We start from the raw sequence: 16,901 nt of genomic DNA, 5'->3' as shown, positions 1-16,901 counted from the left end.
AAGACCTCCACGTCTCTTCGCTATGGCTTATTAGGGCTCATCGAAAGGATTGCCTGCGCGCATATTCAAGGTAACCCTTGGTCGAGGTGACTTCGCCAGACGGTTACTTTTTAGCCCCACAAGCGGATCGCCATGCGCCAACGAACCTCTTATCCAAAGCCCTTCAAAACCCAAGTCGTCCTGGAATGCCTGCAACCGGGCGCCTCTGTTGCCAGTGTCGCGATGAGTCACGGCATCAACGCTAACGTCGTGCGCAAATGGTTGCCGCTTTACCGCGATCACCAGTTCACTGACTTGCCCGCTTTCTTGCCGGTGAAGTTGGAACCAAACATTCCGAACGAGAAGTCCATCAGCATCGAGTTGCCATGCGGGCAAGGAACGATGACCGTGAAATGGCCAGCTTCCGATCCTGATGGCTGTGCCCGATTCGTTCGCAGACTAACTCAATGATCCGCATCGACTCCATCTGGCTCGCCACTGAGCCCATGGACATGCGAGCCGGCACAGAAACCGCGCTTGCGCGGGTCGTGGCGGTGTTCGGTGCGGCGAAGCCGCACTGTGCATATCTGTTCGCCAACCGCCGCGCCAATCGTATGAAAGTGTTGGTGCATGACGGGGTGAGGATTTGGCTTGCAGCCCGGCGCTTGAATCAAGGGCGCTTCTTTTGGCCAGGGGTGCGGTACGGCTCTGAAGTCGAGTTGGACGTCGAGCAACTTCAAGCCCTGGTACTCGGGTTACCTTGGCAACGCGTCGGTTCTGGAGGAGCCATCACGGTGCTCTAACTCGCCTGCCATGGCCCGCTTGCCAGCGCAATTGGCCCATCAGTCTATCGTCGCCACCAGCCCTCTCTGGCAAAATTGGCGGCATGACTTCGCATCCAAATCTCGACCAATTAAACCCTGAAGAACTGCGTGCCCTGGCGGCGCAGTTGATCCAGCGCGTCGAGACAATGGACAAGCAAATTACCCATCACAAATCGGTTAACGAGAGGCTGGCCCACGAGATCGCACTGCTCAAGCGCTTCAAATTTGCCAAGCGCAGTGAGCAGCTAAGTCCGGATCAGGCCAGCTTGCTCGACGATTTGATCGACACCGATATCGCCGCTATCGAAGCGGAGCTTGAGGCGCTGCAACCGGCACCTGTCGAAGTCAAAGTGCACCAGCAACCCAAGCGCGCACCGCTGCCATCGCAGTTCCCTCGCACATTGATCCATCACGAACCGGACAATAGCCACTGCCATTGCGGCTGCGCCTTAAAACGCATCGGCGAAGATGCCAGCGAAAAGCTCGACTACACGCCCGGCGTATTCACGGTCGAGCGCCACATCCGTGGGAAATGGGTCTGTGAACAATGCGAAACGCTGATCCAGGCGCCGGTACCGGCGCACGTCATCGACAAGGGCATCCCGACAGCGGGCCTGCTGGCCCACGTCATGGTGGCCAAGTTCGCCGACCATCTACCGCTGTATCGCCAAGAGAAAATCTTCGGCCGAGCCGGACTGCCCATCGCTCGTTCGACCTTGGCGCAGTGGGTGGGCAACTGCGGCGTACAACTCCAACCGCTAATCGACGCTTTGCGCGAAGTCGTGCTGACGCACGGCGTCGTCCACGCCGACGAAACTCCGGTACAAATGCTGACGCCTGGCGCGAAGAAGACTCATCGTGCTTACGTCTGGGCCTATGCCACCAGCCAGTTCTCTGAACTTGCTGCGGTCGTTTATGACTTCAGTCCGAGCCGTGCCGGCGAACATGCCCGAAACTTCCTTGGCAACTGGAACGACAAGCTGGTCTGCGACGACTTCGCTGGCTACAAGGCAGGCTTTGAACTGGGCGTCACGGAGATCGGCTGCATGGCCCATGCACGCCGAAAGTTCTTCGACTTGCACGCGACCAACAAGAGCCAGATCGCCGAAAAAGCGCTGCACTACATCGCGGCCTTGTACGAAGTTGAACGAGAGGCTCGCGAGCTGGAACCGGGTGTCCGGCAGCGAATACGGCAGGAAAAAGCAGCGCCGATCATCGATGCACTTCATATCTGGATGATCGCCCAAAGGCAGCTTGTGCCTGAGGGCTCGGCCATCGCCAAGGCGTTGGATTACAGCCTCAAACGCTGGATAGCGCTGACGCGCTATCTCGATGACGGTGCTGTGCCCATCGATAATAACTGGTGCGAGAATCAAATCCGGCCGTGGGCTCTTGGGCGCTCGAACTGGCTGTTCGCGGGTTCGTTATGCAGCGGTAAACGTGCGGCGACGATCATGAGTTTGATCCAGTCGGCACGGCTCAATGGGCATGATCCGTATGCTTACTTGAAGGATGTTCTTACTCGCCTGCCGACGCAGCGTGCGAGTAAGATTACCGAGTTGCTGCCGCATAGGTGGGCGCCCGTTTAGTCACACAACGTGTGAGGGCGGACGATACGTTTTTTCGAAACGGTTTTACCAGACAACGTCTGTTTGCAGCCCGGAACCTAGCAATAGGTGATCTGAGAACACTTACACTGGAAGTGACGACACCGATGCCTGACAGCAAAGGCATCGGTGTCTCTTGCCTGCTCTGGCAGTCCGTCGGGGTCAACTCATCTCTGGAACGAGGTGACTCATGAACGTCAGGTTTTCAATAGCGTACATATACTCAGAGAATCTCGGATCTCCATCGTTGAACGCCTTTGCCACTTTTTGTGCGTTCTCAAGACTGTCCCACATTGCTAAATCCGCGAAGATTCGGTCGTCGCTCATAGGGCAGTAGGCGCGGTACTCAATCAAACCAGGAAAGGTCTTTAACGTTTCACGAAGTCCTGCGCGGAGCACCGGCACTTGCGCAACGCATTCCTGTTTGACCTTGAAAATGGCTAATTCGAGTACATGAGATGAGTGCTGCATAGGGATGACCTTCTGTGTGTTAGGGAGTCCCAATTATCAGAGGCTCATACTGACAGCGTAGTGTCAGTAGTGGTGATCGCTTTCCACTGGCTTGCCTGGTGCTTCATATACGCTTGGAGATCAAGGGCAGGATTGTCGGGTGATGGTTGTTGGGCAATAGCGATGGAGGCTATGCGATCGACCCGAAAATCGCGGTAAGCCGCCCTGGCACTACACCAGCTTCCAACCGTCCACTTTCCTCCCCAGTAGAAAAGGCCAAGGGGGAAAATGAGGCGTTGCGAAACCACACCGTCCAGGCTGGTATAAGTTATCTTCAGCGCCTGAGTGTTTTCAATGGCATTTCGAAGGGTTGCCAAATGGCCCCGTGTCGAGGACGGTGTCGTTCCAAGAGCCCTGATTTTTGCCGTGCTGGGGTCAACCTTGTGATGGACTATGGACGCTGAGATTTTGCTCAACAACATCCTTGCAGCAGCACTTAGATCGTTATCGGCGCAAGCGGAAAGCATCTCCATCCCGAGCATCAATGCATCCAGTTCGAGCCTGTTCAACGTTAACGGCGGCATCTCAAAATCGGCATCCAAGGCATACCCCACGCCAGCAGTACCATAGATTGGGATTCCACTGAAGGAAAGGTCGTCGATGTATCGATAGATTGAGCGAACGGAAACGCCAATTCGGCTAGCCAGTCGTTCAGCAGAGATTGGCTGATGGACACGAATCAGATTTACCAACTGAAATAAACGATCAGCTTTACGCACTAGGTGGGCTCAACTGAGAGTCCTTTGCAAGCTCAATGGCTGCGTTAATGGCGTCCCGAGCTTGGGGGCTATTCTTCCAGCAAGTCGATCCCACTGCTGCCGACGCCTGAGCCAGGATGTCACCAGCATTCGCTCTGCTGAGCACAGCTAGCGAGTCAATGCCCATCTGCTCAAGGCGAGCAATGACGGCCGGCCCTACGCCCTTTAAGGCCAACAAGGCATCATGTTCCGTCAGTGGAAATGGCATCCGTAAACTCCTGTTATCGGCCAATGAAGCAACCGGAGTTTGCCCGACGGGAGAGGGCATCTCAATAGATGGCTCCATCGCCCTACGCGTAGGCATCAGGAAGGTGGGTTCGGCAAACGCTTACTGAAAGACGTCCTCGCGCGCTTGCCAACCCAGCGCGCCAGTCAGATTATCGATCTGCCGCCGCATAAGTGGGCTCGTTAAGCCTCGCCGTGTGTACGAGTTTGGCTTTGCTTAGGGGCGTGCCTCCAAAGCTGCATGAGCGCCAAAGAAGCAAGACTCGCGATAATGAGCGCAAGTGAGCTTATTCCAATGCTCAGCCCGCAAAAGTCGATCAAGTAACCTGTTAACACCGGGATCGCCCCAGCGGGCACATACCCCCCCATGTTGAACACTGCGTTGGCTTCGGCTCTGCGCTGCGCAGGCACTCGGTCAGCAATAAGGGTCAGTCCACCTAACTGGCCCAAGCCTTGACCGGCGCCTGCCAACAGAGCGGAAACGATCAGCCATGGAGCGGAACCGGTTTCCCGCGCGATCCACACGGAAATCATTGAGAAGACAGTACCGATCCCGCTAAGCGAAAACACGGTACGGCTGCTGTATCGCTTCGCCGCAAACTGCACGCCCACGGCGACGAGGAACATTGAAAAGGCCATACAACCCGTGACAAGGGGACTATTCACGCCTAGAAAAGTCGCTACCAGCTTGGGGCCGAGCGACAGGATGAATGATGTCGAAGTTATTCCAGGGCCGAAGAACGCTATCCCCAATAGCACGATGCCGAGGTTTTCCTTAGCGACGGTGGGCAAGCGCGGTTTAAACGTACCGACCCCAAGCTTCTGGTTCTTTTGATTGAGTAACGCTAGGAGCGCCACGCACAAAATCGCGATTTCCACTCGGAAGACTGTGTGGATCGGGTTCGGAAGATATTGCGCAACGACTCCTGCCAATAGCGGCCCGGTGCCCGCTCCGGCCACCATCGCGACAGATGCCATTAGCGAAGCAAAATGCTTGCGATGAGGCTGAGCATGCTCGACGACATTCGCCATACCCCCAGATACAACGAGGCCCACCGAAACGCCGGTGAGGAAGCGTGCGAGCATCAAGACGCCGATGCTGTGCGCTTGGTCGAACAGAATCGCTGCAATGATAGCCAGCCCCACACAGGGTAGAAGCAAGGCTTTGCGCCCGTAGTGGTCGGACAGCTGCCCAGCGACGGTGAGAGTTAGAAGAAGACCGATGATGTAGCAGGAAAAAATTACGGTTAGCACCCCCGACGCGAAGCCGAGGGACTGCTGCCAAAAGCTGTAGAGTGGCGTAGCGGCATTTGAAAGTATAAAAATCGCGGTCACGATCCACGCTGTACGGTACACAGGCATTGAGCTTTTTATGGGATGGGAACGGCTCATTGGTGAAGGGCCTCTCAGTGGGCAGGAATTCAATTCGGAGCCCAGAGTAGAGAAATGTTTCGTGATGCCCCATTCATCAAAGTCACAAACCGGATGTGAAATAATTCACAGCTCCTGTGCCTGCACTAATCCCTCCATGAGGAAATCAAGCACTGCCCGGATTTTTAGAGAGCTGCGTAAATCTTCATGAAACGCGAGCCAGATAGGTAGTTCCAGCGGTGTGTGATCCATATCAACCCTTGCCAGCCCATATTCTTTGCCTAAAAAATCCGGAAGGAAAACTATGCCAGCATTGCCTACGGCAGCTAATGCCTGGATGCGCAGGTCGTTGCTGGTGACGGAAAGCGGTCTTCCTTCCAGTCGATCCAGGAGCCATTGCTGCTGTACCGAATCGTCCATGCTACGGTCGTAGCCTATGAACTCGAACTCTTCAGGTTCACGTTGACTAATGTAGTCCTCGCTAGCATGAGGGTAAAAACGCAAGGAGCCGAGACTTTTGGCGACGACACTCTGTTCATCCGGCCTGCTGAAGGTAATGGCAATATCGGTTTCTTTCCTTGCCAACGACGCAGTGGACTTGGCTCCGACGAGCGTCAGCTGCAACCGGGGATAACGCTCGCGCAATACCCCAAGTCGCCGAGCTACCAACGTTCCGAGGTATGCAGGAGGTGCAGACAAGATCACCGTACCCTCAATACGGCTTTCTCCCCCGTCAGCGAATCGCCTGAGCGCAAGTGACGCAGACTCCATCTGCGCTGCATATTCACCTACCCTCACACCATCCTCGGTCAGTTGGTAGACACGGCCCCTACGATCTACCAGCTTCATGTCCAAAGAGGCTTCAAGGGCAGCTATTCGGCGAGCCACAGTCGCGTGCTCCACCCCCAGCGAGCGAGCCGCAGCGGCTAAGGAGCCCTCATGAACAAAGGCAAAGAAAAAACGGAGGCTGTCCCAGTCAAGCATATTGGTCATCAGGGTGTGGTTAGGAGTGGATTTACAGCGAGCTAAAAGCGTAGCTTACCGATAAATCAGGTGGCGCTGCCGCATAAAGCTTGGACTTAATTTCGTCCCCACGTTCTGCGCCCCGCAAGAACCGCTTGGCGATTACGTCGATCACGACGGGCATGGAATATTCAGTCCCCCCGGGGCCTGTAGAGCTACGGGCAAAATCGCGGGTGATATCAGGGGGCCCTTGTCCTTCCATCGGCGCTCCGACTTCGCTCCGCTGCTCGCTACGCGCACTTCCATTTGCACCTAACGCATCGCTTCCAGCATCCCCGACGCGGCTGCGGTTAGGATTCTAGCCCGGTGCAAGTCAGTTTCGTTGCGCAAGGTGTCTTGGACGGACGCTTACGATAAGCGGCCTAATTAATGAGGTACACCGAAGGTGCCTGACCCAATACTCGGCGAAACATGGTCGCGAACGCAGCGGGGCTTTCATAACCCATTTCTAGGGCCACGGTGGTCACACTGTGGCCGTCGGCCAGTCGTGAAAGGGCCACAACGACGCATGCTCGTTGACGCCATTGCCCAAAGCTAAGGCCGGTTTGCTCCCGAAAAAGACGAGTGAATGTCCGCACACTTATGAATAACGAATCAGCCAATTGTTGGGGAGACAGGTTTATATCCGGCGTCATCAGGAAGGTTTTACAGCGTGTCAGCAACCGCCCATGTGTGGGCATAGGGATGTGCAAAGGAATTTCTTTTGCACGTTGTATTTCGTGCAAAAGAAGACTGATCAGCACGCCATCTCGACCCTCCTCTTCGTACTCCCAAGGCAGATCCACGGCCTCCTGAAGCAGATGGCGCATTAATGCGCTCACCTCGATCACTTGGCATTGCTCTTGTTTGATCGGTGATTCTTTGGGCTCAATGTACAAACTGTGAGTCCTTACGCCAAGAAAGAGCACTTCATGGGGTACCTGCGGCGGTATCCACACAGCGCGTTGTGGTGGCACCACCCAGGTGCCAAGGCTCGTAGTTACCTGCATGACGCCTTTCGATCCATAGAGCAATTGAGAGCGCCGATGGCTGTGCATCGGTAGGCGGTGCCCATGCTTATAGTCTGTGCTGATAGCCACAACGTTACGAGGGGTGGAATCCAAAATGGTGATGGAAGCATTGTGCATCGTGATGATCCAAGAGGCTTTGGCCGGAACGAAAACACGGTTGGCTTGTTCGCTAAGGTCGTCCAGGCGCCGCATCACTAAGATGCCTGTTCAATAAACATTGAGCAATGGAAGATACTGGATGAGCCTTTTGATCCTCGCAGCCTTTGGCTGCTTGACTGGAGTGACCACTGTGCTGTTCGGGTTCGGCGGCGGCTTTGTGGTCGTGCCGCTGGTGTATCACGTGCTGATTGCCGGTCACGCTCCGGGCCAGCCCGGTTATGATTCTGCGATGCAAATCGCGGTGGCTACTTCAACGGCTGTTATGGTGATCAGCGCATCGATGGCAACGTTCAAACAGCATCAGGCTGCAAAACTTGTTCGGGGCTATATCTGGCCGCTGGTAGGTTACATCGCACTTGGTTCGGTGGCTGGAGCAGTGCTAGCCAGTGCAATGAGCAGTAACGGTGTCCGGATAGCGTTCATGGTTTACCTGGGGCTGACCATCGCGGACTGCCTGCTTCGCGAGGGTTTTTTACAGAGCGCAAGTCACACCAAAAAGACTGTGCGTGCGATACCTATCAAAGGCGTCACCATCGGAGCGGTTGCTACTCTGCTGGGCGTAGGGGGCAGCGTTATGACTGTGCCGCTAATGCGCAGAGCCGGTTTGAGCATGGCTCAATCATCGGCACTGGCGAATCCCTTGAGCATGCCAGTAGCGCTAGTAGGATCGTTGATGTACGCAGTTACCGGGCAACTCGAGACGGCAGGAATAAACAACGGTTTTTTGGGTTACATCTATCTCCCCGCATTTTTTTTATTGACCGTCGGTTCGTTAATCGGCGTTCGCCTGACACTACCTTTTGCAGGGAGAATCCCGGACAAGCTGCATGCACACATTTACATTGCGCTGCTCATACTTGTCTTGTTAGCGCTTGCTATCAATTAGCTAACGGCTAGAAAAGGCTAGCTTGCGGCACAGGTAAAATGACTTGGCCGGACGTTTACCTTAGCCGCAGGGATCAGGGCAAATGGCATAGAGGTGATTGATAGCTGCCTGAGTCACACAATGTGAGCTGGGCGGACGCTTACTGCGAAACGCGCCAGATACGAAAAAGCCCAGCACTTGACTGGGCTTTTTCACGTCCGACATCGGTAGATTCAACTAAGCACTGCCAGCGCCCCTATCAAAATCCGCATGTCGTTCCCTCTTTTGGTTTGGCGGACGCTTACCGCTAAAAGATGAACGTACCGATCAATCCGCCAGAAATGCCTCCAGAACAGGTGTCAACCATTCTGGTCGATCTTCTTGGGGCGAGTGATTCGCGAATGGAATATTCAAGAGCCTAGCGTTTGGCACCCGATCAGCGAGTTCAACTGCATTCGTGCGCGAGACAAGCATGTCTTCGTCGCCCCTGACCACCAGCAAATCGGCGGTGATGTTGCGCACAGCTTCGTTCGGGTAGCCATCCGCGCCTGAATCGAGCCAGAGAGCCCGCAGCGCCACTGCCAATCGCTCAAAATCTGGTGCGGGATTCATGACCTGATAACTATCGTAGCTGTGCGGGAACATCTCGCGCCAGCTCTCGGCTGTTACCTCTGTATATATGCCGCGCGTTGGGTCGTCTGCCTTCAATGCCCAGTGCGCGCCAATCGTTACCAGCTTGTCTATAGGGAGAGTGTTGGCGGCGGCAATCCGCAGTGCAGCTATGCCACCATCGCTATGGCCGATGATGCTGAAATGCTCAAGCCCCAGGTGCCTGACCACTGCTTCCACATCCTGCTGGATGCGCTTATAGGTCAGTCGTGATGGACCAAGTGTGGATTTTCCTTGGCCCCGGCTGTCGATGCCGATCAACCTGTAGTTCCGGCCCAAACGGGGCGTGATGGAATTAAAAGTCTCGATGTCACCAAAACCGCCGTGGAGGAATACCAAGACAGGGCCTTCCTTGTTCCCTTGCTGTTCAAAGTAGAGGCTCGCGTGGTCTATCTCAATATGCTGGCCGTCCTGGTGATTGAACGTCGTCATGTGCTTTTCCCTTTGTTGGATCGCTGTGTCGCGTGCAGGCTTCAGTCTACTGCTCTACATGATCGCATTTGCTATGACAAATGGGTGTGACGGTTCACTAAGCGTTAGGATCAGAAAGGCGTATTGACCAGACGCTTACAGATTTTGAGCTTCTGCGGCTCATGGTCTGCATAAACAAAAGCGCGATTCACATCAAAGAGGCTGAGCTGATTGGGATCGAGAAGCGGCTGGACGAGACTGCCAGGATTCTCTTTTCCCCTGTGCTTCACTGATCTCACGGGTCTATACGTCTGGACGGACTTTTCGTATCTGCCTTTCCCTATCCAGAATCCAGGGCTACACTGAGATCAGCTGACGGATCAGCGCCCCTTCGACAGATTGCCCGCCATTGAGCGGGCTTTTTGTTGCCTTCAGAAAGGTGCTGGCTCCTCAGCGGCAAACGCGTCATCCACTTCAACCACGCGATCTTCCTCAGCCTGAGGCTCCCACTTCAAGGTCACCGATTCGTCGTCGTTGAACGTCATGACTATCCCGTCCGTTTCGGATAGCAACCCCATCACCTCCTCCCACTCCCGCTCTCCGTCCGAATCCAGGCGATGGATATTCACCCAGCGCTGCGCCTGCGCGACTGGGTGATTGATCATAGAGGACACGCGTAGCCCCAACCGCTCTACCCCGCTCATTTCTTCCCGCTGTGCTGGTTTTTCCTGCTTCTTCGGCTTCGCCATTTCCAACCCCTAATACTGTATATATATCCAGCGCCAAACAACTATAGCGAAGCGATTCGTTTCGGTAAATCCCCAGAGGAATTGACTGTGAAATTTGTAGGAATCTGTACCTTTCTAAAAAATACGTACTTTTGGTACTTGACCATATGTGAACCAATAGTTCATATTTCACCCATCGCAGCGCTACAGGCACTGCGAAGGGCCTCAACAGACCCGCCGCTCTTTAACAGCTCGGGAACCTCGCAGATCGATCCCCAGACATGGGCACAGCGCGAGCAACAAATTCGATCTCCATGCCAGCTCTGGAACTGGCCGGGCTCCCAACAAGGGAGAACGCCAAACCACGCAAGCCAGCCAGGAAGAACACCGGACACGAAATGTGTGACCTGGCCAGAGATATGAATCGGGCGATGCGCGTGGTGGAGAGAACAGATTTCCTCGATGGCCTTGGCAACAGGGCCATCCGGGAAATACACCGACAAGGAATCAACCATGCAGACAAGTTACGTAGCGCACGGCGCCATCCCGGCGATCGGCAGCATTTGGCCTGGCCAGGGCGGTATCTACGCCGGTGTTTATCAGGGTGATGGTGAGTCGTACCACCTGATCTTCGCGGACAAGGACGTTGGCAAGCATGCCTGGGGCGAGTACGGCGCCGGCACGAAAGCCAATAGCGAGACCAACGGATTACAGAACACGGCAATCCTTCTGGATGGCGCCGGGTTGTTTCCGGCGGCTCAGGCGGCCCACGGCTACTCAGCAGACGGTCACCACGACTTCTACCTGCCATGCATCGCCGAACTGTGCCAGGCGTGGCAGAGCATTGCTGCAAGCCTCGATAGAGGCTGGTACTGGAGTAGCACTCAGCGCTCAGCCCATAACGCTTTCTTCATGGACTTTGATGACGGCACGCGTAGCCCTTACGGCGAAGGGGCAGCTTTCTTCGTGCGCCCTGCCCGAAGGTTTCCTGTTCACCAGTTTTGATCCCCGTGTACGTCAGCCTGACGTTAACTGCCCGAGCACCTGGTACTCCCCAGCACCAGGCCGCATCGGAGTGTGATCTGGTCTGCAGATGTCACAGCAGACCGAGGATGAAGCCAGCGATCAGGCAGCCCCTGGCGGTGAGCCTTTGTAGCGCTGCGAGTTGAACGGCGGGCTGTTGAAGAGACCGCACCTCCGACCAGATCACACCCCGATGCGGACGAACACCCGGCGCCGCGCCGGCCACCTGCATATCACCCACTCAGCACGGAGGATTGGCAATGAAATAGCGCATACCGAAACCGCCCAACGGCGAGCGCCATTTCCACATAGGGAGGCCTGTGTGGAGCACAACGAAAAACCCACTCCAAATCGTCATGCTATTCATCCAAGGAACAACGCCGCCTACCGGAAACGCGAAGGCGGCGTTTTTTCTTGGGACTTCGCCGCAGTGCCGAGAATCAAAAATTCAAGCTTCCGGTTTACGTGAAAGCATTACGGCTTGAGTGGGTTTTTCTTCCTGATTTTAAGGCCCTGCAAATGCAGGCTTTTGTGCATAGGAAAACCAATGACTTTTAACAGTAACAACGCTCCAGGGTCCGGCGAAGCTCGCGATGAGCAAGTGAGCGCGGCAACCTTTAAAGAAATTGCGAACGCCTCAGGCCCGACCAACATTGAGCGCGTGGATGACTTCGGCGCTGACCCGACTGGGAAGGTCGACAGCACTGCTGCGTTCTTGGCAGCGGGTTCTGGAGCGTATGTGCCGCGTGGCTATTACCTGGTTGATACGCTGCAATTAAACGTTCATGACTACTATGGGCCTGGCGTCATTTACACCACGGGCGGTCAGATCATTAACATCAGTGACGACATCACGACCATCCCGCTGGTGCAGAAAAAGATGATGGAGCCGCTTTACGGCTTCAATGATGGTGTCACCAACACCGAGATCTATCGGGGGAGCCAATTCGCACCTCAAGGGCTGGCCTTCTGGCGAGATCCGGTCACGGGCGAGGAATCGTTTTTTATCAGTCAGTCCGTGGGCAGCGGCCAGGATTGGGGGCCTGATGAGCAGGTGCGAATCGTCAAGATGCCGAAGTATGACGATGGGCGCATTGTTGCTATTGCTCCCGCAAACATTACCCCGCCGATTACCAACTCCCATGCGCATTTGTCGGCGATCAAGGAGAACGGCACGCTATGGCTGTACTCATCAAACCGAGCACCGGTAGGCACCGTCAATCTTGGGGCTGGGGTTGGCAAGGGTTGGTCGAAGATGCCATGGAAAGGCAAAAACCAGCGTGACTCCGATGTGCAAAGCTTCGTGGTATTCGGAGCCCCCGGAAGTGGTCACCGTTATGAGCAGTACGGTAAAGGCTGCACCCAAATCAGTACCTGCGGTAAGTACGTCATTATCTCAGCTGTGAACTACAGCGGTGGCGCCGGCGGGCGAACGCTGTTTGTATACGACCGCCTGAAAGTGGAGGCTATGGCCAATCCATTGGATGCTGAACCTTTGTTCAAGCCCACATCACTTACTGTGATGCAGACCTCAGGGGCAACGGCCTGGCAAGGTGAAACATGTGACGGCAAGTACATCTACGTCATGTGGGGGTCGGGGGCGGTTTGGTCCCGAAAAGGCATCAACATTCACAAGCTCACCGGGGAGCTTGTCCGCACGGTGTTCTTTGATGGGTCCGGTGGACAGTACACGCATTCACAACTGATGGATGGCGACCCCGTATTGGGCCTGCCGAAATCCTTCGAACCCGAAGGGCTTTCCGTCGCCGGCAATCAATTGTTTGTCACCTTCGTTGATTACTGGGGGGAGCCTGGCGACATCGTGTCTTATCGCGGGCGGAATTATCACAACATTCAATCGAACAATATTGGCAATCAGCCAAACATCGACCAACTTCGTTGGGTTCGCACGAGCAAGGCTGCGACTGCGGGCGAGTGGGATAGCACAACCGCCTACGCCATCGGCCGCACGACCCGACGCTCCAAATGCATTTACGCGGTGACACCGCCTAAGGGTGATCTGGGCGAGCAACCGCTGAACTCACAGTACTCTTTCGCTCCCAGCGTCGCACCATTTCCACAGGGGGCGGGCATGAACCTTCACAGCTCTGTTCCCTATGGCAACCCTTGGAGCGTGAAGCTTCACGAGGAGGACACTGACACCTACCGTAATGCTCTGGATTACCATTTCAACTATACGTTCAGCATCTACGATGCGCGGGAAGGTGCCAACAATACCAAGCGGTTGGCGATGCGCATGTCCGCTATGCCTGAATCGTCATGGGGGCAAGTCATTGCCGGCGATGGCACTTCTGCCGGGGGCGCGGGTATCCTGATGTACACCACGGATAGCGCGGTGTCACCTGGTGAGCTGCGCCTCAACTCCGCCGGTGCCGCATCGATGCGCTTCACGGTCGACGGCGCCACGAAGATTGCTATTACGCCTACCGAAACGGTCACCTATCAACCTCAGCGTCCGCTCAATGACAGTACTGATGATTTGGGGACCATTGCTCGACGTTATGCCAGCGTCCGGGCACTTCGATACAACATTGAGACATCTTCTTGCACCCTCTCCAGCGGAATTGGCTCTCCAGAGGGAAATCTGACTGCGGGGCCTGGGTCCATTTACGTCGCGCGAGGCGGAGGTGCCAACCTCACGCTATGGGTCAAACAATCAGGGACTGGGAATACAGGGTGGGCAGCAAAATGAGTAAAGTAATTACGCTTGATGGGCAGATTATCAACGTCGGTGACTGGGATTATAAAATTGAGCGCGAGGAAGTTGTAACCAACCCCTTCCCCGGTCCGATGCCCGCGCCAGAAGACTGGGACTACAAGATTCAGTACGTTGAAGTCACTACAAACCCCCTTCCTGATCGCGCGATTGAAGAGGACATTGATCTCGCATTCGACGCGCAAGGAAGTGTCCGTCGTAGCAACGATTATCAGGGCCTGCGTGAAGCCGCGTATCCATCATTGGCGGACCAGCTGGATGCTTTGTGGAAGGGAGGTGAAGCAGCCGGTGAAATGAAGGAACGTGTTCAAGCAATTAAAGCCCAGTACCCGAAAACCCCTTGAGTCAATCTGCACGCTTTACAACGCCCAACGTGCCTCAGTAATGCTGTTGGTTTAAGCCGCATACCAAATGCTTTTGACTTCCGGTACTGCAGCGAAGCCTAGAAAAAACGCCGCTTCTTCCTCTTCGGGGTAAGCGGCTTTTTCTTGAGTGAACAGCACTACCTCGAGTGACCTTCTGGCAAGCCTGAGAAATCTTGCGAGGCAGTCCAGACCCGACACATCCCGGGTAGAGCCGGGCGCCTGCTACCTATCAAACATCCACTATGACTAAGGTCCCGTGGCTTCCAGGCAACACTTCGTGAGGGACACCTGCACCTGCCAGGTACATCTGCCCTGCCACTACGGTGATCACTTCACCTTGAACTCCTAGCAACAGTTGCCCCGAGATGACTAACAAGCCTTCGGTGTAGTCATGAACCTCGGCGGCAGAGGGCATTTCATCCATACGAAGAACTTTGATGTTGGACTCCCCTACCCGCCCAACCACAGCGGACTTCCAAGGGTGAGGCAAAGCCCTCGAGATCGAATCAAGATCCAGCAACGACATAGAAACATCCTTATTGAAATCGTATTTCCACTTATACCCTCCGACACCACCCGCATGCACTCCCCTCCGCGCCCAACGGCAACAAGCGGAATGGATGAGTGCAGCCGAGTTTTGTTGGATCAACACCCGCCACTCTGGAGGCGACCATGTCCACCAGCTATGCAGACAGTGCCCAGGCTCGAGAGTGGGACCGCCGTTTCGACCAATGGGGTCGCACCAAAGCCCCGAGCGAAGAAGACTTCCACGATTACGAGGCCGCAGCGCTGGTGCGAACTGAAGCCCAGGCGACCCGCGCGGCACTGCAACTTGCGGAGCGCAAAGCTACTGCCAAGCGCATCAACGCAGCAGTTGAACAAATCGGGGACTTCTTCGGCATGAATGGAGAAAAGACATGAGCCAGCAGCAACGCGACCACCAGACGGCGGTTACCTGGATCGAGGGTGAGATCAACAACATGATTCGCGACCTCGGCAAGCCCAACGCCAGCTCGGCAGCGACATCAGTCATCACCCTCGCCTACATGTTGCGCGCCATCGACGACGATGAGCACCGGCATTACCGGGCACGCATCGACCAGATCTACGACACCTACAACGCTTCGATCACGCAGGGAGCTGCAGCATGACCATCATCGCTCGTAACGCCAAAGCAATGGCCGAAGCCCTGCAGCGGCAGGGCTTTTTTCTGGTCGCTGATCTACCGCAGCGCATCAAGATCAGCACGCGCCGCGGCATGTTGATTGCGAGGGTGTCGTGACGACTCACCAGCGGGCGCGCCGCCTACTGATCTGGCGCGGCTCTTTCCCCGCCCTAACCCTTTTTGCCCTACTGATGCTGCTCAGCGCTCTCGCCGATCGCATCACTCAATAACCCACACCTTCAAACGCTGCGCACCGCGCGGTAAGGAATAGTCATGTCCGCAAATAAACAAGCACTCACACAAGACTCGCTCGAAATGGGCGAAGCTGAAGACGCACAAAACTCTGTTGTCCCTTCGGTTGCCGTCACCGACATCGCCGAATACCGGCCGCACGAAGAACAGATCGTTCGTCTGGAAACCACTTACGCAAAGCTGGTTGTTGATTGCTCGACCAGCGAAGGTTTGGCGAATGCGAAGGAAGTTCGGGTCGATATACGAGATGTGCGCTATGCCTTGGCCAACACCACCAAGACGGCGCTGATTCCGTACCAGCAGAAGGTCAAGGACGCCCAGGCTCGCGTCAACCAGGTGAAGGAATTCGGCGAGGCGCTGAAGGATCGAGTGTTGGCAATCGAAGCGCCCGTTGATGAAGCAATCAAGGCCGAAGAAAAGCGCGTCGCTGATGCGAAAGCCGAGCGCGAGCGTATCGAGGCTGAGCGTGTGGAAGCCATCCGGGCAAAAATCACCCGTTTCAGCTCTGTCGCTGCTGCATATGCAAGCCGTAGCGCTGCCGATGTCGCGAACATCCTGCAAGGCGTCAAGGAGTCGGTGATTCTGCCGGAAGAATATGCCGAGTTCGAAGCTGAAGGCACAATCGCTCGGGACAACGCTATTGAACAGCTAGAAACGCTGCACAAGTCTGCCGTTGAGCGAGAAGAGGCTGCCGCCAAGCTGCTGGCCCAGCAGAAACAACTCGACGAACTGCGCGAAAAGCAGCGCATTGCCGACGCCGAAGCTGAGGAGCTGCGCAAGCAACGCGCCGAGGAAGACCGCCAGCGTTTGAAGAAACAGCAGGACGATCTGGACCAGCAGCGTCGCGACATGGAAGTGCAGCAACGCCAACAGCGCGAGCAGCAGGAAGAGCAACAGCGCCAGCAGCGCGAACGCGACGCACAGTATCAACGTGACCAGGAAGAACTGGCCCGTCTGCGCGCCCAGGCCGCAGCGCCAGCGTCAGCCACCCCAGCGGCTGCCCCAGTGGTCGGAGAGAAGGCCGAAGTCACGCCTATCAGCGCACATGCAGCTGCTGCTGAATCCGAAGGCGTGACTACGACCGCCCCATTGGTTGACGACATTGTCGAGGTCGTAGCCCTTGGTTTCGACGTGGACCTCGACACTGCTCGCGCCTGGCTTCGCGCCATCCGCTTCTAACCACCTTTCCATCTAAAGGCCGACACATTCATTGTCGACCA

At 55.6% G+C, this 16,901-nt stretch carries 20 protein-coding genes; 11 read left to right on the top strand and 9 right to left on the bottom strand.

Going from position 1 to position 16,901, the window contains the following annotated elements; all coding sequences use genetic code 11:
- Window positions 1-132 precede the first annotated feature (132 nt).
- The 3 genes from tnpA (at window position 133) to tnpC (ending at window position 2,392) form a co-directional block, all read left to right on the top strand.
- A complete protein-coding gene (tnpA, locus tag AACY45_RS08920) occupies window positions 133-450 on the top strand; it encodes an IS66-like element accessory protein TnpA (protein WP_339545120.1) in 318 nt (105 codons plus the stop codon).
- Window positions 447-782 (top strand): IS66 family insertion sequence element accessory protein TnpB, encoded by a 336-nt coding sequence (gene tnpB / locus AACY45_RS08915; RefSeq protein ID WP_177014879.1) that lies wholly within the window; start codon window positions 447-449, stop codon window positions 780-782. The genes tnpA and tnpB overlap by 4 nt, the downstream gene beginning before the upstream one ends.
- 83 nt (window positions 783-865) lie before the next feature.
- Complete coding sequence (gene tnpC / locus AACY45_RS08910; protein ID WP_339545119.1) at window positions 866-2,392, top strand: IS66 family transposase; 1,527 nt, start codon at window positions 866-868, stop codon at window positions 2,390-2,392.
- A 180-nt stretch (window positions 2,393-2,572) separates the two neighbouring features.
- On the opposite strand, the gene AACY45_RS08905 is transcribed toward tnpC, so the two are convergent.
- The 6 genes from AACY45_RS08905 to AACY45_RS08880 form a co-directional block, all read right to left on the bottom strand.
- Complete coding sequence (locus AACY45_RS08905; RefSeq protein WP_019579374.1) at window positions 2,573-2,881, bottom strand: hypothetical protein; 309 nt, start codon at window positions 2,879-2,881, stop codon at window positions 2,573-2,575.
- 44 nt (window positions 2,882-2,925) lie between these two features.
- Window positions 2,926-3,639 carry a WYL domain-containing protein gene (locus tag AACY45_RS08900; protein WP_177014877.1) on the bottom strand — a complete coding sequence of 238 codons (714 nt, stop codon included), beginning with the start codon at window positions 3,637-3,639 and terminating at the stop codon, window positions 2,926-2,928.
- Window positions 3,632-3,886 (bottom strand): helix-hairpin-helix domain-containing protein, encoded by a 255-nt coding sequence (locus AACY45_RS08895; RefSeq protein WP_339545117.1) that lies wholly within the window; start codon window positions 3,884-3,886, stop codon window positions 3,632-3,634. Before AACY45_RS08895 ends, AACY45_RS08900 begins: the two co-directional genes overlap by 8 nt.
- 200 nt (window positions 3,887-4,086) lie before the next feature.
- Window positions 4,087-5,295: an MFS transporter gene (locus tag AACY45_RS08890; RefSeq protein WP_177014876.1), complete on the bottom strand. Its 1,209-nt coding sequence runs from the start codon at window positions 5,293-5,295 to the stop codon at window positions 4,087-4,089.
- Between the two features lie 105 nt (window positions 5,296-5,400).
- Complete coding sequence (locus tag AACY45_RS08885) at window positions 5,401-6,267, bottom strand: LysR family transcriptional regulator (RefSeq protein ID WP_339545116.1); 867 nt, start codon at window positions 6,265-6,267, stop codon at window positions 5,401-5,403.
- A 392-nt stretch (window positions 6,268-6,659) separates the two neighbouring features.
- Window positions 6,660-7,424, bottom strand: coding sequence for an AraC family transcriptional regulator (locus tag AACY45_RS08880; RefSeq protein WP_339545237.1), 765 nt, complete (start codon window positions 7,422-7,424; stop codon window positions 6,660-6,662).
- A gap of 121 nt (window positions 7,425-7,545) precedes the next feature.
- On the opposite strand from AACY45_RS08880, the gene AACY45_RS08875 reads away from it, so the two are divergent.
- Window positions 7,546-8,352: a sulfite exporter TauE/SafE family protein gene (locus AACY45_RS08875; protein ID WP_339545115.1), complete on the top strand. Its 807-nt coding sequence runs from the start codon at window positions 7,546-7,548 to the stop codon at window positions 8,350-8,352.
- 306 nt (window positions 8,353-8,658) lie between these two features.
- Here the strand turns inward: AACY45_RS08875 and AACY45_RS08870 are convergent, their stop codons facing one another.
- Together AACY45_RS08870 and AACY45_RS08865 are read right to left on the bottom strand one after the other, a co-directional pair.
- Window positions 8,659-9,432: an alpha/beta fold hydrolase gene (locus tag AACY45_RS08870; protein ID WP_339545113.1), complete on the bottom strand. Its 774-nt coding sequence runs from the start codon at window positions 9,430-9,432 to the stop codon at window positions 8,659-8,661.
- A gap of 410 nt (window positions 9,433-9,842) precedes the next feature.
- The gene (locus tag AACY45_RS08865) at window positions 9,843-10,160 is read right to left on the bottom strand and encodes a DUF1654 domain-containing protein (RefSeq protein WP_339545112.1); all 318 of its coding nucleotides are present in this window, start codon (window positions 10,158-10,160) and stop codon (window positions 9,843-9,845) included.
- Window positions 10,161-10,652: 492 nt separating this feature from the next.
- On the opposite strand from AACY45_RS08865, the gene AACY45_RS08860 reads away from it, so the two are divergent.
- The 3 genes from AACY45_RS08860 (at window position 10,653) to AACY45_RS08850 (ending at window position 14,243) form a co-directional block, all read left to right on the top strand.
- Window positions 10,653-11,144 carry a DUF1566 domain-containing protein gene (locus AACY45_RS08860; RefSeq protein ID WP_339545110.1) on the top strand — a complete coding sequence of 164 codons (492 nt, stop codon included), beginning with the start codon at window positions 10,653-10,655 and terminating at the stop codon, window positions 11,142-11,144.
- A gap of 565 nt (window positions 11,145-11,709) precedes the next feature.
- The gene (locus tag AACY45_RS08855; RefSeq protein WP_339545109.1) at window positions 11,710-13,875 is read left to right on the top strand and encodes a hypothetical protein; all 2,166 of its coding nucleotides are present in this window, start codon (window positions 11,710-11,712) and stop codon (window positions 13,873-13,875) included.
- Window positions 13,872-14,243 carry a hypothetical protein gene (locus AACY45_RS08850; RefSeq protein ID WP_339545107.1) on the top strand — a complete coding sequence of 124 codons (372 nt, stop codon included), beginning with the start codon at window positions 13,872-13,874 and terminating at the stop codon, window positions 14,241-14,243. The genes AACY45_RS08855 and AACY45_RS08850 overlap by 4 nt, the downstream gene beginning before the upstream one ends.
- A gap of 250 nt (window positions 14,244-14,493) precedes the next feature.
- Here the strand turns inward: AACY45_RS08850 and AACY45_RS08845 are convergent, their stop codons facing one another.
- Window positions 14,494-14,790, bottom strand: a complete 297-nt coding sequence (locus tag AACY45_RS08845) for a cupin domain-containing protein (RefSeq protein WP_339545106.1) — start codon at window positions 14,788-14,790, stop codon at window positions 14,494-14,496.
- Window positions 14,791-14,936: 146 nt separating this feature from the next.
- On the opposite strand from AACY45_RS08845, the gene AACY45_RS08840 reads away from it, so the two are divergent.
- From AACY45_RS08840 to AACY45_RS08825, 4 genes are all read left to right on the top strand, one after another.
- Window positions 14,937-15,185, top strand: coding sequence for a hypothetical protein (locus AACY45_RS08840; RefSeq protein ID WP_339545105.1), 249 nt, complete (start codon window positions 14,937-14,939; stop codon window positions 15,183-15,185).
- Window positions 15,182-15,415, top strand: coding sequence for a hypothetical protein (locus tag AACY45_RS08835; protein ID WP_339545103.1), 234 nt, complete (start codon window positions 15,182-15,184; stop codon window positions 15,413-15,415). Before AACY45_RS08840 ends, AACY45_RS08835 begins: the two co-directional genes overlap by 4 nt.
- On the top strand, window positions 15,412-15,546 hold the full coding sequence (locus AACY45_RS08830; protein WP_339545102.1) for a hypothetical protein: 135 nt from the start codon (window positions 15,412-15,414) through the stop codon (window positions 15,544-15,546). The genes AACY45_RS08835 and AACY45_RS08830 overlap by 4 nt, the downstream gene beginning before the upstream one ends.
- Window positions 15,547-15,702: 156 nt before the next feature.
- Window positions 15,703-16,860, top strand: coding sequence for a hypothetical protein (locus AACY45_RS08825; protein WP_339545101.1), 1,158 nt, complete (start codon window positions 15,703-15,705; stop codon window positions 16,858-16,860).
- Window positions 16,861-16,901 lie beyond the last annotated feature (41 nt).

Source organism: Pseudomonas sp. RA_35y_Pfl2_P32 (assembly GCF_963970735.1).
GTDB lineage: Bacteria > Pseudomonadota > Gammaproteobacteria > Pseudomonadales > Pseudomonadaceae > Aquipseudomonas.
The sequence above is the reverse complement of the archived record's forward strand: the minus strand, read 5'-3'. Positions and strand labels throughout refer to the sequence as shown.

Excerpts from the sequence above, each read along its gene's own strand:
- tnpA (WP_339545120.1), top strand. The coding sequence starts at position 133 with ATGCGCCAACGAACCTCTTATCCAAAGCCCTTCAAAACCCAAGTCGTC.
- tnpB (WP_177014879.1), top strand. The coding sequence starts at position 447 with ATGATCCGCATCGACTCCATCTGGCTCGCCACTGAGCCCATGGACATG.
- tnpC (WP_339545119.1), top strand. The coding sequence starts at position 866 with ATGACTTCGCATCCAAATCTCGACCAATTAAACCCTGAAGAACTGCGT.
- AACY45_RS08905 (WP_019579374.1), bottom strand. The coding sequence starts at position 2,881 with ATGCAGCACTCATCTCATGTACTCGAATTAGCCATTTTCAAGGTCAAA.
- AACY45_RS08895 (WP_339545117.1), bottom strand. The coding sequence starts at position 3,886 with ATGCCATTTCCACTGACGGAACATGATGCCTTGTTGGCCTTAAAGGGC.
- AACY45_RS08890 (WP_177014876.1), bottom strand. The coding sequence starts at position 5,295 with ATGAGCCGTTCCCATCCCATAAAAAGCTCAATGCCTGTGTACCGTACA.
- AACY45_RS08885 (WP_339545116.1), bottom strand. The coding sequence starts at position 6,267 with ATGACCAATATGCTTGACTGGGACAGCCTCCGTTTTTTCTTTGCCTTT.
- AACY45_RS08880 (WP_339545237.1), bottom strand. The coding sequence starts at position 7,424 with ATGCACAATGCTTCCATCACCATTTTGGATTCCACCCCTCGTAACGTT.
- AACY45_RS08875 (WP_339545115.1), top strand. The coding sequence starts at position 7,546 with ATGAGCCTTTTGATCCTCGCAGCCTTTGGCTGCTTGACTGGAGTGACC.
- AACY45_RS08870 (WP_339545113.1), bottom strand. The coding sequence starts at position 9,432 with ATGACGACGTTCAATCACCAGGACGGCCAGCATATTGAGATAGACCAC.
- AACY45_RS08865 (WP_339545112.1), bottom strand. The coding sequence starts at position 10,160 with ATGGCGAAGCCGAAGAAGCAGGAAAAACCAGCACAGCGGGAAGAAATG.
- AACY45_RS08860 (WP_339545110.1), top strand. The coding sequence starts at position 10,653 with ATGCAGACAAGTTACGTAGCGCACGGCGCCATCCCGGCGATCGGCAGC.
- AACY45_RS08855 (WP_339545109.1), top strand. The coding sequence starts at position 11,710 with ATGACTTTTAACAGTAACAACGCTCCAGGGTCCGGCGAAGCTCGCGAT.
- AACY45_RS08850 (WP_339545107.1), top strand. The coding sequence starts at position 13,872 with ATGAGTAAAGTAATTACGCTTGATGGGCAGATTATCAACGTCGGTGAC.
- AACY45_RS08845 (WP_339545106.1), bottom strand. The coding sequence starts at position 14,790 with ATGTCGTTGCTGGATCTTGATTCGATCTCGAGGGCTTTGCCTCACCCT.
- AACY45_RS08840 (WP_339545105.1), top strand. The coding sequence starts at position 14,937 with ATGTCCACCAGCTATGCAGACAGTGCCCAGGCTCGAGAGTGGGACCGC.
- AACY45_RS08835 (WP_339545103.1), top strand. The coding sequence starts at position 15,182 with ATGAGCCAGCAGCAACGCGACCACCAGACGGCGGTTACCTGGATCGAG.
- AACY45_RS08830 (WP_339545102.1), top strand. The coding sequence starts at position 15,412 with ATGACCATCATCGCTCGTAACGCCAAAGCAATGGCCGAAGCCCTGCAG.
- AACY45_RS08825 (WP_339545101.1), top strand. The coding sequence starts at position 15,703 with ATGTCCGCAAATAAACAAGCACTCACACAAGACTCGCTCGAAATGGGC.